The following is a 16,853-nucleotide window of genomic DNA, read 5'->3' as shown; positions in this document are numbered from 1 at the left end:
TTCAACCTGCCTTCTGGTCAGAGGCGCTGGCATCGGCCAACGTATCCGGCGTGCACTGCAGGTCACCGATCATCAACACGTTGTTTTCACTGCGATGCCGATCGGCATCGAGGCGGAACTGGCACAGCAATTGAGTGGCGTGACGCACCTCCAGGGTCGGTGAACCGGCGTTCATTTCCATCGAGAAAAACCCGTCGACTTCAGTCACCCCACGGCTGGCATGGTTGATCACGTGATGCCCCTTGAGCGGCTGTCCTTGTGCGTCGAGCAAGCGCCCGAGCACGGTCAGGGTTTTCATCACCCGCACCTGGCGATATTCCACGCCGCCCTTGTTCAGGTGATAGCGGGTACGGGACGGTTCGATGCTCGCAGCCGGCACATGGTTGCCTTCGAAATCGAAGCTCACCGAGCTGTTCTTGTACGCCGTCAACGGGATGAAATTGCGCCCCGGGCGCAACGCCACGCTGCCGCCACTCAGGTCGTCGGCGCGCAGGGCGATGCCATCGATATCGGACTCGATGTCGACAATCATCCCGGCGCCGCGCCCCTGATGCTGGCTGGTCAGGGCTATATGCTGGCCACCAACGACCACCGTGCTGTCGAGGTTTAGACCGCCAGTGAAATTGCCGTTGAACGAGGAACGCTGAAGAAAACCGTCGCCATTGATCGCATCGGTGCGAAAGTTCGTCAGGCTCGACAAGCCGACGCCGTAGGTGTCGGTGAGCGCGGTTACCGAGACGCTCTGCAGCACATGGTCTTGCAGGTCTTTGCGGTAACCGAGTGACGCGTTGGTGTCACGGCTGCCGTCACGGGCCGTACGTGAGCCGATGCTGCCGGAGACTTGCTGACCTGGTCCGCCCAGCGCCATGTTGATGCTTAGATCGACCCCGCGATTACGCGCATCGCCGCTGCTGAAGCTGCCCGGACGATCGAACAGCGACAGTCGCCAGTTGGCATCACTGCCAAGCACCATAGTACGTTGCGTCCACCCCAGATCCACGCCCACACCTTCGACGTTGCCCTCGCTGTGGAACACCCGCGCATTCAGCGAATCCTTGCGGCTGACCCGATGGTTGAGCGCCAGCGACGAGTTGCTGGTCTGGCCGGTGAACACGTTGCGTTGGCGCACACGAGTGCCGTCGGGCAACGTGTCATAGGTGTTGCGGGTGTCGAGCCAGCTGCGGTTGTGGCTGATCACCAGGCTGCCGGAACCATAGTTGTAGAGGCCTTGCAGATCGGCGCCGGTGCCATGGTCTTCGGTCTGGTACAGGTTGGCGTAAAGGCTGGTGCTATCGGCCAGGCTCCAATCTATAGAGCTGCCATATTGCAACTTTTCACGCACTTGACGTGCCGACAGCCCAAGGATCACCCGCGGGTGCAGCAGATAGTTGATCGAGGCTCCCGCCGTGGCGTCACCGCTGGCTTGCTGATCCCAATTGCTGAGCAACTTGCTTTCTTGCCCGGCAAACAGGTTGTAGCGCCAGCGCTCATCGAGATTGCGCCAGTTGTTGGGCTTGTACACCAACTCCTGGGTGGTCGAAGTGGTCTGGCCGTCCTCGATCAGACGCACTTCCACCTCGTAAATACCGCCGGGTAACGGCCGGGTGTCGAGGGTCTGCAACCCGGCAGGCACCGACTGGGTGTTGATCAGCAGGCCATCGCGAAAAATCTCTACCGAGGCCTGGCGATTGGCGGTGATGTAGATCGGGTAGACACTGGGTTTCGGACTGTCGATCGCCAGGCTGTCGGAACTGCCGTACATCACGCCGACGGCGGTGTCTGGGCTGGTGCCGAACGAACGGGGCTGACGTGTCAGCCCTTCGGAATTGGGGGTGAAGTAACCCAGTCGAAAAAAACTGCCTTGCAGTTCGCGCTGGGTGTAGAGCTCATGCACCGCGTGGTAGGTCTTGTCATCCGGCCCGCCCAGACGTGCCAGTTGCATGTTGAAGGTCTGGCTCCAGTTGCCCAGGCTGCCACTGGCTTCGAGGCCGAAACGCCCTCCCAGATCCTGATCCTGGCCACCGTTGAGGTTGAGCTGATTGCGCACCATCAGGCCGCTGCTGCCGCCTTCGGGTTGTTCGTAGAAACGTTTGGCTTCACGGTCGCGTTCGGCGTTTTGCGTGACGATCGAGAGCAGTGAGCTTTCGAGGTTGTAATGAACGGCCAGCATTTGCTCCGGGCATTGGCCCGTGCAGGAGCCAAGTGTCACGCCGGGTTTCAGGATGTCGGCCCAAACCTCACGTTCACTGGCGCCGAAGCGGCTGTCGCTGGTGTCGGTGAAGTCGAGCAAGGTGACTCGGTCATCACGAGACAACACAATCATCGCTTCGCCCAATGGCTGTTGATCCAGTTCAATCCGAACCGCCAAGGGGACATCGAAAAAATGCTCCTCGAAATCCGCCGGCAAGCCTTTGGCCTGGGCCAGCAAACTTCTGGGCGTATTATCAATAGAAGTAGGCGCCGCAAATGCACTGCTACATAACAGCAGCGCAAGCGCCGCCGCGATGGGCGTCATCGGGAACATGAACGGATACTCTCATTACAAAGAAATTGAATCCCGACCGACAACTTGAAGGCTTGCCGGCCGGTCACGTTACTTAAGCAAGTAAGCGCTTAACGCTGGGTCAAGTTCAACGAGCAACGGGAGGCACAGCGTCGAACATCATGGTGACGGCCCCGGTGTAATCACCCGGCGCAAAGGTGGAACCCACCGCCTTGATGTTGAGTGGCGCCCGATAGTTGACGTTCGATTCAGTCTCGCCAACCACAATTTGCGGAGTCGTGGTGAGGACTACATTGTTGAGCGCCACTTGCAGGTTGATCGTGCTCGCACCCGCAATCAGCCTTGGCACGCTTTCAAGGCTGGCGTGCACCGAACCGTTGTTGTTGCGCACATCGAAGAAGCCATTGACCTCACCCATGGTGCCGGTAGAAGGCCTGAAGCTCATGTCCTGGTCCTTGTTGACCAGATCCGGATCGACCGGGACAACATAGAACCCGTTTGTCGGTACGTGGGCAATCAGGCTGATGGAATGACGAGCTTCACCCGCGGCGAATACGGCGGAAGAACTCAGAGCCAGAACAGCCAGTGGAGCGGCAATTGCGAATTTCTTGAACATCATTCAGTACCTGTCTTTATAAAATTATCGACCCATTGAAAGTTCATAAAGAACAACAAACCGTCACGAGCAATTTGTGTTCATCCGAACTTTCAACGCCGAAGAATGATCAAGCAATTCTTCTGCAAAGTAAGCAGGCAAGTTCCCTAAAGCTCGTAGCCAAACAGCCACGACCCCAGAAGGAAAAATACGGGAATATCGATAAAACAAATGCCCGACTGTAAGAAGCAGACTACATAAAGCCATGCCTCAACTGTTTCAGGCCGACAATGACACAGCAACTTCTGTAGGAGCGTTATTACACCATCAATAAATAAAGGCGTAAGTCGACTGTTTAGAGAGTTAACACTAATTTCAGATTTTCCACCTATCTTTATAGCCATTCGCGAGGGGGTGAAAGCGCCATTTTCAGTGGCGGTTATGTCTGCCGCTGGTCAGTCAGCCTTGCTCGACACCTAAGATATATCTTAAGTTGTATCTAAACACGACGAGAGAAAAGCAAAATGAGAGACCATCATTCCCCCCACCGCGAACACGGTGACGCCCGCGACGGCTTCGAAAAACGCCCAGGCCCCGGCCGCGAACGCGGTGGACGCGGCCCGCGGGTCTTTGCCCCCGGCGATTTGAAACTGCTGCTGCTGGCGCTGATCGCCGAGCAGCCGTGCCACGGCTATGACCTGATCCGCCAGATCGAAAGCATGTTCGACGGCGCCTACAGCCCCAGCCCCGGTGTGATCTACCCGACCCTGACCTTCCTTGAAGAAAGCGAGATGATCCTGGGCGACGCCGAGGGCGGGAAAAAACGCTACACCATCACTGATGCCGGACGTCTGTCGTTAAGCGATCAGGCGATTGCACTGGACGGCGTGCGGATGCGCATCGACGTCAGCAAGCGCTCATTGCGTGGCCATGACCGCCCCGCCGAGATTCACGAGGCCGTGCACAACTTGCGTCATGCCTTGCAGATGCATCACGGCCGCTGGAGCCCTGAAGAAATCCTGCGGGTGCGCGACCTGCTTAACAACACCGCCAAAGCCATCGTTGATGGCCCTGTCGTTCAACCCGTTCAGGAGCAAGCCGAATGACTGAAGTGATCGTGCAAACCATCCACCGTGTCAGCCACGAGATCAAACGCCGTCGTCTGGAAGTGTTGCGGGTGGTCGACCTGACGCCGCGCATGCGCCGCATCACGCTGGGTGGACCGGAATTGGCGGGCTTCGTCAGCCTCGGCACGGACGACCACGTCAAACTGCTGTTTCCACAAAACGCGGCGGAGCAAGCCGCCCTGGAAACCCTGGTGCTGGGTGCCGGTAAAACCGACCAGCCGATGCCGGCGATGCGCGACTACACGCCGCGTCGTTACGACCTCGACACGCTGGAATTGGACATCGATTTCGTGCTGCACGGCGACGGCCCTGCCTCGACCTGGGCCGAGCAAGCCAAGCCCGGCCAATTCCTGCACATCGGCGGGCCACGAGGCTCGATGGTCGTGCCGGACATCTTCGACAGCTATTTGCTGATCGGTGACGAGACCGCCCTGCCCGCGATCGCTCGGCGGCTGGAAGGTTTGGCGGCCAATCGTCGGGCGCTGGTGGTCATCGAAGTGGAGAACGGTGCTGAGCAACAGAGGCTGGAAAGCGCCGCGCAGGTGAATGTGATCTGGGTCTTGCGCGAGGGCGGAAAGAACAACTTGCTGAAGACGGTGAAGCAGCTGCAAGTGCCGAGTGGCAATTTGTATGCGTGGGTTGCGACTGAAACCAAAATGTCGCGGCAGATACGCCGAGTGTTGCTGGATGAGCATGGGCTGAACGAGCAGTTCGTCAAAGCGGTCGGCTACTGGCGGGCGGATGACAGCGACGACGAGTGAAACCTTAAAAGATCGCAGCCTGCGGCAGCTCCTACAGGGTGTACGACGATCCATTGTAGGAGCTGCCGCAGGCTGCGATCCTGGCGATCTTACTGGCGACGATGTCTATCCAGCCCAACCACCAACAACGCTATCGCCACAAAACCCAATAGCAGCCCCCCGGCATTCATGAACACCTGTGGATAACCCAGCTTCTCGACATCAATGAACGGATAGGGATAAACCGCCAGCAGATGTCCGCGCCACAACGAATACGCGAAGTACACCACGGGATAGATCACCCACGCAGCGATATGCCGCAGTCTTAACGTGCCTTTCGGCACACAGCACCACCAATACGCCAGAAACAGCAGCGGCATGACGTCATGCATCAGCTCATCGGCCAGCCATTGCCAGCCTTGCGGGTGCCATAAATGGCGTAACAACACGTTGTACCCCAGGCCGACCACGGCGATGCTCACGGCAATGCCGCTACTCACCCACGGTTGCAAAAACCAGCGTCGCGCGGCCGACTCGCGGGACGTCAGCTCACACGTCAGCACGGTCGCCACCAGCGTATTGCTCAGCACGGTGAAATAGCTGAAGAAGCTGACCAGCCCACCGAGCAGGCTGGCCGCCAGCGTCCAGCGTGAGTAGAAAATCAGGTACAGCTGAATGCTCAGTCCCGCCCAGCCAAGCACTGCAGCCACGGCGACAACACGACGCCTCGCGGCAGAACCTGGCGTCGGTGGGTTGACCATGCTCAGAGCGGACGCTTGGTGCGCATCAACTTCACGTACAAGCGCTCGACCTTCTCCCGCGCCCACGGGGTTTTGCGCAGAAAAGTCAGGCTCGACTTGATGCTCGGATCACTCTTGAAACAGCGGATATCGATGCGCTCGGCCAGCCCCGACCATTCGTAGTGTTCAACCAGGGCGTTGAGGATTTGCTCCAGCGTCACGCCGTGCAGCGGGTTGTTGTTCTGTTCGGTCATGCCGGGCCTTTGCGCGAAGAAAGAATAAAGAAGCCGCGCACCTTAGCCGAGGGCTTCGATGGGGGGAAGGACTCAGTTAACTGTAGGCCAACGACAGCGATTTGTAGGAGCAAGAAGAACCCTGTAGGAGCAAAGCTTGCTCGCGATGGCGTCTTGCCAGTCAACATAGATGTTGGATTGAGCTGGCGCCATCGCGAGCAAGCTTTGCTCCTACAGGTTGTGCATTTTTTTTGCCGGTTAATGCACTGTTACCAAATCCGAAACGCTGCATGTCAAGAAAAGCGCTTTCTCTCTTTGTAACAGATCATTATCCTGCCGCCCTTAAGCTGAAACGCTTCACTGCCCGATCCATCTCGTTGCGTTCAGTTCCTCCCCCAGAAAAAGATCAAGAATTTCTACTTTATGCCCGACTTTCCAACTCCGCGAGACAGCGCTGTCTGCACCCCTATTGCTCGTCGAAAAGCCCTGAACCTGATCGGTGGATTCACCGCGTTGGGCCTCGCCACTTGCACCCAGGCCACTCCGGCTTTCGATAGTGAGTCGCCGTGGATGCTCGGCGACTGGAACGGCACGCGCACCGAACTTTCGGAAAAAGGCTACGACTTCAAAGTCGATTACACCGGCGAAATGGGCAGCAATCTGCACGGCGGCTACGACCATGACCGCACCGCTCGCTACAGCGACCAGTTTGGCCTCGGCACGCACCTGGACCTGCAGAAGATTCTGGGCTGGGATGACGCCGAGTTTCAGCTGACCATCACCGAGCGCAACGGCAACAACATCAGCAACGACCGCATCAATGATCCGCGCGTGGGCGGGTTCACCTCGGCTCAGGAAGTCTGGGGCCGTGGCCAGACCTGGCGCCTGACGCAGATGTGGTATCAGCAGAAGTTCTTCGATCAGAAGCTCGACATCAAGGTCGGCCGCTTCGGCGAAGGCGAAGACTTCAACAGCTTCCCCTGCGACTTCCAGAACCTCGCGTTCTGCGGCTCGCAGGTCGGCAACTGGGTCGGTGGCATCTGGTACAACTGGCCGGTCAGCCAATGGGCGATGCGGGTCAAATATCACCTGACGCCTGAGCTCTATGCACAGATTGGTGCCTATGAGCAGAACCCGTCGAACCTTGATCGCGACAATGGTTTCAAGCTCAGCGGCAGTGGCACCCAGGGGGCGATCCTGCCGGTGGAACTGGTCTGGTCGCCGAAGCTCAATGGCCTGCCGGGTGAATACCGCGCCGGTTATTACTACAGCAGCGCTAACGCCACCGACGCTTACAAGGACAGCAACGGTCAGCCGGCCGCCCTGAGTGGCGAGGCTTACCGCAGCGCGTCGAGCAAACACGGCGTGTGGCTCGGTGTGCAGCAGCAATTGACCAGCCGCGCCAGCGACAACTCCCGCGGCCTGAGCGTGTTCGCCAACGGCACGATGCACGACAAGAAGACCAACGCCATCGACAACTATGTCCAGGCAGGCGTCGTCTACAAAGGCTTGTTCGATGCACGCGCCAGGGACGACATCGGTTTCGCCCTGGCTCGCGTCCACGTCAACCCGGCCTATCGCAAGAACGCCGAGGCGACCAATCAGGCCCGCGCCGTGTTCGACTACAACGACCCGTCCTTCCTGCCACCGCAGGACACCGAATACAGCGCCGAACTCTATTACGGCGTGCACGTCACGAACTGGCTGACCGTGCGCCCGAACCTGCAATACATCCGCCACCCCGGTGGCGTGGACCAGGTCGATGACGCGCTGATTGGCGGGATCAAGATCCAGTCGTCCTTTTAACCAACACCACAAACCCTGTAGGAGCAGAGCTTGCTCGCGATGGCGGTGTGTCATGCAGCATCAATGTCAACTGACACTCCGTCATCGTCGGAACGCCGCCCGGACCAAGCTTTGCTCCTACAAGGGTTGCATCAACCACACAGTTTTTATCTGAACCCAGCCCGCACCGGATCATCATCTACAGTGAACTTGCGCGGGACTACTTAAAACGTCACGGAGAACCACACTATGAGCACTGATGGTGCTTTGAGTCGAAGCCGTCTACTGCCGAGCCTGCTCGGTATCCTGCTTCTGCTAATGGGCCTGGCCATGCTGGCCGGGGGGATCAAGCTGAGCATGCTCGGCGGCTCGCTGTATTACCTGCTGGCCGGTATCGGCCTGGCGCTGACCGGCGTGCTGTTGCTTGCCGACCGTTATGCCGCGCTGAGTATGTACGCCGTGGTGTTGTTCGCCAGTACGGTCTGGGCACTGGGGGAAGTCGGCCTGGACTGGTGGCAACTGGTGCCACGTCTGGCGCTGCTCTTTACCCTCGGTATCGTCATGCTGCTGCCGTGGTTTCGTCGCCCGTTGCGCAGCGGTGAGTTCAATCCGGTCGGCACCGGTGTACTGAGCGCTGCCGTGGTCATCGCGGGTATCGCCGCGCTGGCCAGCCTGTTCACCAATCCGGGTGAAATCAAAGGCCAACTGGACCGCGACAGCGTGCCGGGCATGACCAACACCGCCCCGGCCATGCCCGACGGTGACTGGAACTCCTACGGCCGCAGCGCCCATGGCGATCGTTACTCGCCACTGACCCAGATCACCCCGCAGAACGCGAACAAACTCGTTCCGGCCTGGACCTTCCGCACCGGAGACCTGCCAGGGCCGAACGACCCGGGTGAAACCACGGCCGAAAACACCCCGCTGAAAGTCAACGGCATGCTCTACGTCTGCACGCCGCACAGCCAGGTGATCGCGCTGGACCCGGACACCGGCAAGGAAATCTGGCGTTTCGATCCGAAGCTCTCCACGCAAAACGCGGCGAACTTCAAGGGTTGGGCACACATGACCTGCCGTGGCGTGACCTATCACGATGACGCCGTTTATGCGTCCGAACAAAGCCCGACCGGCACCGCCAACCCTGCGCCGGTCAGCAGCGTCTGCCCTCGCCGGATCTTCCTGCCGACTGCCGACACCCGTCTGATCGCCCTCGACGCCGACACCGGCAAGATGTGCGAAGACTTCGGCGACAAGGGCCAGGTTGATCTGCGCGCCAACATCGGCGGCTTCACCGCGGGCGGTTACTACTCCACCTCACCTCCAGCGGTCACTAAAGACCTGGTGGTGATTGGCGGCCACGTCACCGACAACGTCTCCACCGACGAGCCTAGCGGCGTGATCCGCGCGTTCGACGTGCACACCGGCAAACTGGTGTGGAACTGGGACAGCGGCAACCCGGACGACACCACGCCGATTGCCGAAGGCAAGATCTACACCCGCAACTCGCCGAACATGTGGTCCATGTTCTCGGTCGACGAAAAACTCGGCATGCTTTACCTGCCGATGGGCAACCAGACCCCGGACCAGTTCGGTGGTGCGCGCACCCCTGAATCGGAATTGCACGCCGCCGGCCTGACCGCCCTCGACATCGCCACCGGTAAAGTGCGCTGGCACTTCCAGTTCACCCACCATGACCTGTGGGACATGGACGTCGGCGGCCAGCCAACCCTGATGGACCTGAAAACCGCTGACGGCGTGAAGCCAGCGGTACTCGCGTCCACCAAGCAAGGCAGCATCTACGTGCTGGACCGCAGCACCGGTAAAGCGATCGTGCCGATCAACGAAGTGCCGGTGCCACAAGGCGCTGTCGAAGGTGATCACACTTCGCCAACCCAACCGAAATCCGACCTGAACCTGATGCCGCCGCCGCTGAAAGAACGCGACATGTGGGGCGTGACGCCGTTCGACCAACTGATCTGCCGGATCGACTTCAAATCCATGCGCTACGACGGCCCGTTCACGCCGCCATCGCTGCAAGGTTCGATCGTGTATCCAGGCAACTTCGGCGTGTTCGACTGGGGCGGTATCTCGGTTGACCCGGTGCGTCAGATTGCTTTCATGAACCCGGACTACATGGCGTTCAAATCGAAAATGATCCCGGCCGCCGAAATCGCTGCCCAAGGCCCGCGTAAAAGCGAAACCGAAGGCGTACAGCCGAACAAAGGCGCGCCATACGGCGTCATCCTCGAACCTCTGCTCTCGCCACTGGGCCTGCCGTGCCAGGCACCGGCCTGGGGTTACGTGACAGCGGTCGACCTGACCACCAGCAAAATCATCTGGAAACACAAAAACGGCACCGTGCGCGACAGCTCACCGGTTCCGATCCCACTGAGCATGGGCGTGCCTAGCCTGGGCGGCACCTTCACCACTGCCGGTGGCGTGGCCTTCCTGAGCGGCACCCTCGACCAGTACCTGCGCGCCTACGACGTGAAAAACGGCAAACAGCTGTGGGAAGGCCGCCTGCCAGCAGGCGCGCAAACCACACCGATGACCTACACCGGCAAGGACGGCAAGCAATACGTGCTTGTCGTTGCTGGCGGTCACGGATCGCTGGGCACCAAGCAGGGTGACTATGTGATTGCGTACAAACTGTCCGAGTAGGTTTTAGCGGCGGTTAAAGGAAAGGCGACTCCTGTGAGGGGGTCGCCTTTTTTTGTGGGCGATTGGAATACCATCTCCGCCCACCCCTTCAAGTCAAAACATACAAGCGAGCCTGCTCGCGAAGGCTATTTATCATCCACCATTTGATTTGCCTGACACACCGCATTCGCGAGCAAGCCCGTCCCACAGGGGAATGGTGTACACCTGCGAGTAATGGTCGGCTGTCAGGCCGCCATCGCGAGCAAGCTTTGCTCCTACAAAGCAAAAGCAAGCAAAAGCAAACCTGCGTACGCCTTTCGCTTCTCACCACTCAACAGGCCGAGCGTTAGCTCGCCTGCAGCTCTTGATCTTGATCCACCCGCCCCCTCGGGAGGCTGAGTGGAGGTGTTCATCTGGGGGACAGGCGCGCAGCGCCGTTCGACGCAGTCGAACACATCGAGAGGAGGTCGAAGCGAAGCCGACCGGAGGCGATGCCCCCAGATGGATACCGGAACGAAGGAACGCCGAGCCTAAGCGAGGGGCCGGACGCTCGGGGCGAGACCTTTGGTTCCTTTGGGCTGGGCCGGCACTCCGGCGTTTGCCAAAGGGACTCGCCGTAAGGGCGAAACCCTAAGCCGCCGTTACCGCAGAAACGGATATGTACACAACCAACAGCAACATGGTCGGCCCAAAGGCCGCCAAGTCAAACACACCTGTCAAAACCCTGAACACACACCCAGAAATATCCCGAGCCATTGAAACCACCCCCCACCTGCCCCATCTAAGACCCATACCCTATTGCGCAGGTGCCCCATGACCGACCAGCAAGAATTCCCCGAAGACCCGAGCGACTACGCCGACCCAGAGAGCGCCGAACACCACTCCACCGGCAAAGGCCTCGCCCTGCCAGGCCAGAACCTGCCGGACAAGGTCTACATCATCCCGATCCACAACCGCCCGTTCTTCCCGGCCCAAGTGCTGCCGGTCATCGTCAATGAAGAACCGTGGGCTGAAACGCTGGACCTGGTAAGCAAATCCGATCACCACTCCCTGGCCCTGTTCTACATGGACACGCCCCAGGAAGACCCGCGCCATTTCGACACCTCCGCCCTGCCGCTCTACGGCACCCTGGTCAAGGTGCATCACGCCAGTCGCGAAAACGGCAAACTGCAATTCGTCGCCCAAGGCCTGACTCGCGTGCGCATCCGCACCTGGCTCAAACACCATCGCCCGCCGTACCTGGTGGAAGTCGAATACCCGCACCAGCCCACCGAGCCGACCGACGAGGTCAAGGCCTACGGTATGGCGCTGATCAACGCGATCAAGGAACTGCTGCCGCTCAACCCGCTGTACAGCGAAGAGCTGAAGAACTACCTCAACCGCTTCAGCCCCAACGATCCGTCGCCGCTGACCGACTTCGCCGCCGCCCTGACCTCGGCCACCGGCAGCGAGCTGCAAGAAGTGCTCGACTGCGTGCCCATGCTCAAACGCATGGAAAAAGTCCTGCCGATGCTGCGCAAGGAAGTCGAAGTCGCACGCCTGCAAAAAGAGATTTCCGCCGAAGTTAACCGCAAGATCGGCGAGCATCAGCGCGAGTTCTTCCTCAAGGAACAACTCAAGGTCATCCAGCAAGAGCTGGGCCTGACCAAGGACGACCGCAGCGCTGACATCGAGCAGTTCGAACAGCGCCTGGAAGGCAAGGTGTTGCCAGCTCAGGCGCAAAAACGCGTCGAAGAGGAAATGAACAAACTCTCGATCCTCGAGACCGGTTCGCCGGAGTATGCGGTCACCCGCAACTACCTCGACTGGGCGACCTCGGTGCCGTGGGGCGTGTACGGCGAGGACAAACTCGACCTCAAGCATGCACGAAAGGTGTTGGACAAACACCATGCCGGCCTCGACGACATCAAGGACCGCATCCTCGAGTTCCTCGCGGTCGGCGCCTACAAAGGCGAGATCAGCGGCTCCATTGTGCTGCTGGTCGGCCCGCCGGGCGTAGGTAAAACCAGTGTCGGCAAATCCATCGCCGAATCCCTCGGCCGGCCGTTCTACCGCTTCAGCCTCGGCGGCATGCGCGACGAAGCCGAGATCAAGGGCCATCGCCGCACCTACATCGGCGCGCAGCCGGGCAAACTCGTCCATGCGTTGAAAGACGTCGAAGTGATGAACCCGGTGATCATGCTCGACGAGATCGACAAGATGGGCCAGAGCTACCAGGGCGACCCGGCCTCGGCGCTGCTGGAAACCCTCGACCCGGAACAGAACGTCGAATTCCTCGATCACTATCTGGATTTGCGTCTGGACCTGTCGAAAGTGCTGTTCATCTGCACCGCCAACACCCTGGACTCGATCCCCGGCCCGTTGCTGGACCGGATGGAAGTGATTCGCCTGTCGGGTTACATCACCGAAGAAAAAATCGCCATCGCCAAACGTCACCTGTGGCCGAAACAGCTTGAGAAGGCCGGTGTGTCCAAAGGCAGCCTGTCGATCAGCGACAGCGCATTGAAGTCGTTGATCGATGGCTACGCTCGCGAAGCCGGGGTGCGACAGTTGGAAAAACAACTGGGCAAACTGGTGCGCAAAGCCGTGGTGAAACTGATCGACGAGCCGAAAGCGGTGATCAAACTCGGGCCGAAAGACCTGGAAGCCTCACTCGGCCATCCGGTGTTCCGTAATGAACAAGTGCTGTCGGGGACTGGCGTGATCACGGGCCTGGCCTGGACCAGCATGGGCGGCGCGACCTTGCCGATCGAAGCCACGCGCATTCACACCTTGAACCGTGGCTTCAAACTTACCGGGCAACTGGGCGATGTGATGAAGGAGTCGGCGGAAATCGCCTACAGCTACGTCAGCTCCAATCTGAAGTCGTTCGGCGGTGATCCGAAGTTCTTCGACGAAGCCTTCGTTCACCTGCACGTCCCGGAAGGCGCCACCCCGAAAGACGGCCCAAGCGCCGGCGTGACCATGGCCAGCGCCCTGCTTTCGCTCGCCCGAAACCAGGCGCCGAAAAAAGGCATCGCCATGACCGGCGAACTGACACTGACCGGGCATGTCCTGCCGATTGGCGGCGTGCGCGAGAAGGTGATTGCGGCGCGGCGGCAGAAGATCTTTGAATTGATCCTGCCGGAGCCTAATCGCGGCAGCTTTGAAGAATTGCCGGACTATCTGAAGGAAGGGATTACCGTGCACTTTGCCAAGCGCTTTGCGGATGTGGCGAAGATATTGTTCTGATAATCATCTAGCGCCTGCACCACCGCCATCGCGGGCAAGCCTTGCTCCTACGGACGGCACAATCCGTAGGAGCAAGGCTTGCCTGCGATGGCGTCGGCACTTACAACACATCTCCTTCTGTGCCGTCACACTTTGTCTCATCTTCAGTTATGCTCGCCGTTCGTCGTGAATGCCGGAGCCACTGACCTTATGTCCCCCACTCGCCTGTTTGTCCCCCTCGCCCTCTCCTTGCTGGCCGCGTGCGCCACGCAACCGAAACAGAACGTGACCGTGGAAAAACAAAGCGAATGCCCAGTGCAACTGCACAGCGGGCAAAACCTGATCCTGACCCTGCCAAGCAACCCGACCACGGGTTACCGCTGGGCGATCCAGGATTCGGCCGGTGGCGTATTGCGCGCGCTCAGCCCCGAGGTCTACAGCAATCCGCAAGATGGGGGGATCGTCGGCAGCGCCGGCCTCTCGACCTGGCGCTTCCAGTCCTTCGCCGCGGGCACTGGCCGTTTGCGCCTGACGTACTCACAGCCATGGGCACCGGAAGTACCGGCAGTGGAAACGTTCGACTGCGCAATCTCGGTTAACTGATCGTGGGCTGGCTGATTCTGGCGCTGATGGGCGCGGTGACGTTCCTCTACGGCGTCAGTGTGCATGCGGCGTTGCTCTGCCTGCTGGTCAAACCGCTGCCGGTATTGGCACTGCTCGGTTGGTTGCATGACGCACCGCCCAGCGAATATCGGCGCTGGATCAGCCTTGGATTGATTTTCTCTCTGGTCGGCGATGTGCTGCTGGCATGGCCGGGGGATTTGTTTGTGTTTGGTCTTGGGGCGTTTTTGGTCGCCCACTTGGCGTATCTAAAGGCCTACTTGAGTGATTGCCGGCGGTTGGCGCTGTTACCGCTGATCATCGCGTTGGGCGTCGGCGCGGTGTTGTTGGGGATCTTGATTTCCAATGGGCTGGGTCCGCTGCTGATCCCGGTGATCGTCTACGGTCTGGCCATCAGCGCCATGCTTTGGCGGGCGCTGGCCCGGCTCGGCACTGACGTGCCCAAACGCTCGGCGCTGCTGGCGGCCGCAGGTGCGGTGGCGTTTGTGTTTTCGGACAGCGTGATTGGCATCAATCGATTCGTCGCGCCGTTTCATGCCGCGCCTTACGTGATCATCCTCAGCTATTGGTTGGGGCAATGGGGGATTGCGGCGTCGGCGTTCGGCGCAAAACCGCACTGAACCCTTCGCGAGCAGGCTCGCTCCCACATTTGATTAGTGTTAAACGCACTTCTTGTGTCCGACGCAGAACTACTGTGGGAGCGAGCCTGCTCGCGAAAGCAGTCTCACTGAACACGCAAACCTCGGATCCTGCCCGGCGTTTATCAGACAACCCGCGCATCCCCCCGTCAATTTGGCTAAAATGCCGGCCTTTTCCACCTATGCCGCTGGAACCACCGTGAGCAAAGAATCCGATCGCCTTTTCGCCCAGCCTTTGGCCCAGGTGCCTGACTTCGCCTTTAACGAGGACGTGGTGCGGGTGTTCCCGGACATGATCAAGCGCTCGGTGCCGGGTTATCCGACCATCGTTGAGAACCTTGGCGTGCTCGCCGCGCAGTTCGCCCAGCCCAACAGCGTGCTCTACGACCTCGGCTCGTCCTTGGGCGCCGTGACTCAGGCGCTGCGCCGACACGTACGCACTGACGGCTGCCGCGTCATCGCTGTGGATAACTCGGCGGCGATGGTCGAACGCTGCCGCGAATACCTCAACGGTCAAGACTCGATGTTCCAGGAGTTGCTGCCGGTGGAAGTGATCGAAGGCGACATCCTTGCCCTCGAATTCCAGCCAGCCTCGGTGGTGGCGCTGAACTTCACCCTGCAATTCATCGCCCCGGAGCAGCGCACCGCATTACTCTCGCGTATCCACCAATCGCTGTTGCCCGGGGGCGCGCTGATTCTGTCGGAGAAGCTGCGCTTCAACGACCCCGAAGAACATGCGCTGCTCACTGACTTGCATGTCGCGTTCAAACGCGCCAACGGCTACAGCGAACTGGAAATCGCCCAGAAACGCAGCGCCATCGAAAACGTCATGAAGCCCGACAGCCTCGAAGAACACCGCGAGCGCCTATTGGCCGCCGGGTTCTCGAAAGTCGTGCCGTGGTTCCAGTGTCTTAACTTTGCCTCGTTGATTGCCTTGCCATGATTGATCTCTCTCCCCTCGCCCGCCGTCTGGCCGGTACTCCGCTGGCCGACTGGGCGAACACCCTGCAGGCGCAACTCGACAAGAAAATGGAAAAGGGTCATGGCGACCTGGAGCGCTGGCAGAGTGCACTGGACGCCTTGCCGAAGATTCAGCCGAGGGTCGTCGATTTACTGAATGGTCTGACGCTGGACACCGATTGCGACGACGAAACCCGTGCGCAAATGCGCACCGCGCTGATGGGCTTGTCGCCGTGGCGCAAAGGGCCATTCGATTTGTTTGGTGTGCACGTCGATACTGAATGGCGTTCGGACTGGAAGTGGTCGCGGGTTGCACCGCATCTGGATCTGAAGGGAAAACGCATCCTCGATGTCGGCTGCGGCAACGGCTATTACATGTGGCGCATGCTCGGTGCCGGGGCCGATAGCGTGATTGGTGTTGACCCGAACTGGCTGTTCTTCTGCCAGTTCCAGGCGGTACAGCGCTACCTGTCCGAACCCAATGCCTGGCACCTGCCGTTCCCGTTCGAAGACCTGCCGCCGAACATGGAAGGCTTCGACACGGTGTTTTCCATGGGGGTGTTCTATCACCGCCGCTCGCCGATCGAGCATTTGCTGGCGCTGAAGGATTGCCTGGTCAAGGGCGGCGAATTGGTGCTGGAGACGCTGGTGATTGAAGGCGATCAGCAGCAGGTGCTGGTACCGGAAGACCGTTATGCGCAGATGCGTAACGTGTGGTTCCTGCCGTCGGTGCCGGCGCTGGAGCTGTGGCTGCGCCGGGCCGGGTTCACCGATGTTCGCTGTGTGGACGTGAGCGTGACGACGGTCGAGGAACAGCGCGGGACGGAGTGGATGAAGTATCAGTCGCTGAGCGATTTCCTTGACCCGCAAGATCACAGCAAGACGATTGAAGGGCTGCCGGCACCGATGCGCGCCGTCATCGTGGCCCGCAAATAAACCCAATCGCCCAAACACCACATAAACCTGTGGGAGCGAGCCTGCTCGCGATGAGGACCTTTCAGCCAACGAAAATGTTGGATGTTAGTCCGCTATCGCGAGCAGGCTCACTCCCACAGTAATTC

At 59.7% G+C, this 16,853-nt stretch carries 13 protein-coding genes; 9 read left to right on the top strand and 4 right to left on the bottom strand.

Annotated elements, in window-relative coordinates; translation table 11 throughout:
• Position 1: 1 nt before the first annotated feature.
• Both PMI27_RS01485 and PMI27_RS01490 read right to left on the bottom strand, forming a co-directional pair.
• Positions 2-2,524, bottom strand: coding sequence for a CS1-pili formation C-terminal domain-containing protein (locus PMI27_RS01485; protein WP_008147837.1), 2,523 nt, complete (start codon positions 2,522-2,524; stop codon positions 2-4).
• A 106-nt stretch (positions 2,525-2,630) separates the two neighbouring features.
• Positions 2,631-3,122 carry a CS1 type fimbrial major subunit gene (locus tag PMI27_RS01490; protein ID WP_008147836.1) on the bottom strand — a complete coding sequence of 164 codons (492 nt, stop codon included), beginning with the start codon at positions 3,120-3,122 and terminating at the stop codon, positions 2,631-2,633.
• A 500-nt stretch (positions 3,123-3,622) separates the two neighbouring features.
• Between PMI27_RS01490 and PMI27_RS01495 the strand changes: the two genes are divergently transcribed.
• On the top strand, positions 3,623-4,204 hold the full coding sequence (locus tag PMI27_RS01495; RefSeq protein WP_008147835.1) for a PadR family transcriptional regulator: 582 nt from the start codon (positions 3,623-3,625) through the stop codon (positions 4,202-4,204).
• Positions 4,201-4,986 carry a siderophore-interacting protein gene (locus PMI27_RS01500; protein ID WP_008147834.1) on the top strand — a complete coding sequence of 262 codons (786 nt, stop codon included), beginning with the start codon at positions 4,201-4,203 and terminating at the stop codon, positions 4,984-4,986. Before PMI27_RS01495 ends, PMI27_RS01500 begins: the two co-directional genes overlap by 4 nt.
• 89 nt (positions 4,987-5,075) lie before the next feature.
• Here the strand turns inward: PMI27_RS01500 and PMI27_RS01505 are convergent, their stop codons facing one another.
• Positions 5,076-5,726, bottom strand: a complete 651-nt coding sequence (locus PMI27_RS01505) for a Pr6Pr family membrane protein (RefSeq protein WP_008147833.1) — start codon at positions 5,724-5,726, stop codon at positions 5,076-5,078.
• Positions 5,727-5,728: 2 nt separating this feature from the next.
• Positions 5,729-5,959 (bottom strand): VF530 family DNA-binding protein, encoded by a 231-nt coding sequence (locus PMI27_RS01510; RefSeq protein ID WP_007903672.1) that lies wholly within the window; start codon positions 5,957-5,959, stop codon positions 5,729-5,731.
• A gap of 402 nt (positions 5,960-6,361) precedes the next feature.
• On the opposite strand from PMI27_RS01510, the gene PMI27_RS01515 reads away from it, so the two are divergent.
• The 7 genes from PMI27_RS01515 to cmoB all read left to right on the top strand — a co-directional run bounded on the left by PMI27_RS01515 (position 6,362) and on the right by cmoB (position 16,728).
• A complete protein-coding gene (locus PMI27_RS01515) occupies positions 6,362-7,744 on the top strand; it encodes a carbohydrate porin (protein ID WP_033053677.1) in 1,383 nt (460 codons plus the stop codon).
• 228 nt (positions 7,745-7,972) lie between these two features.
• Positions 7,973-10,384: a glucose/quinate/shikimate family membrane-bound PQQ-dependent dehydrogenase gene (locus PMI27_RS01520; RefSeq protein ID WP_008147817.1), complete on the top strand. Its 2,412-nt coding sequence runs from the start codon at positions 7,973-7,975 to the stop codon at positions 10,382-10,384.
• A gap of 792 nt (positions 10,385-11,176) precedes the next feature.
• Positions 11,177-13,594 carry an endopeptidase La gene (lon, locus tag PMI27_RS01525; protein WP_008147815.1) on the top strand — a complete coding sequence of 806 codons (2,418 nt, stop codon included), beginning with the start codon at positions 11,177-11,179 and terminating at the stop codon, positions 13,592-13,594.
• 189 nt (positions 13,595-13,783) lie between these two features.
• Complete coding sequence (locus PMI27_RS01530) at positions 13,784-14,176, top strand: protease inhibitor I42 family protein (protein ID WP_008147813.1); 393 nt, start codon at positions 13,784-13,786, stop codon at positions 14,174-14,176.
• 2 nt (positions 14,177-14,178) lie between these two features.
• Positions 14,179-14,814: a lysoplasmalogenase gene (locus PMI27_RS01535; protein WP_008147811.1), complete on the top strand. Its 636-nt coding sequence runs from the start codon at positions 14,179-14,181 to the stop codon at positions 14,812-14,814.
• A gap of 181 nt (positions 14,815-14,995) precedes the next feature.
• Positions 14,996-15,775 (top strand): carboxy-S-adenosyl-L-methionine synthase CmoA, encoded by a 780-nt coding sequence (cmoA, locus tag PMI27_RS01540; RefSeq protein ID WP_008147808.1) that lies wholly within the window; start codon positions 14,996-14,998, stop codon positions 15,773-15,775.
• Complete coding sequence (gene cmoB / locus PMI27_RS01545; RefSeq protein ID WP_008147806.1) at positions 15,772-16,728, top strand: tRNA 5-methoxyuridine(34)/uridine 5-oxyacetic acid(34) synthase CmoB; 957 nt, start codon at positions 15,772-15,774, stop codon at positions 16,726-16,728. The genes cmoA and cmoB overlap by 4 nt, the downstream gene beginning before the upstream one ends.
• Positions 16,729-16,853: the final 125 nt, after the last annotated feature.

The organism is Pseudomonas sp. GM41(2012) (assembly GCF_000282315.2).
In the GTDB taxonomy this organism is placed as follows: domain Bacteria; phylum Pseudomonadota; class Gammaproteobacteria; order Pseudomonadales; family Pseudomonadaceae; genus Aquipseudomonas.
This window is presented reverse-complemented; position numbering and strand designations above follow the sequence as displayed.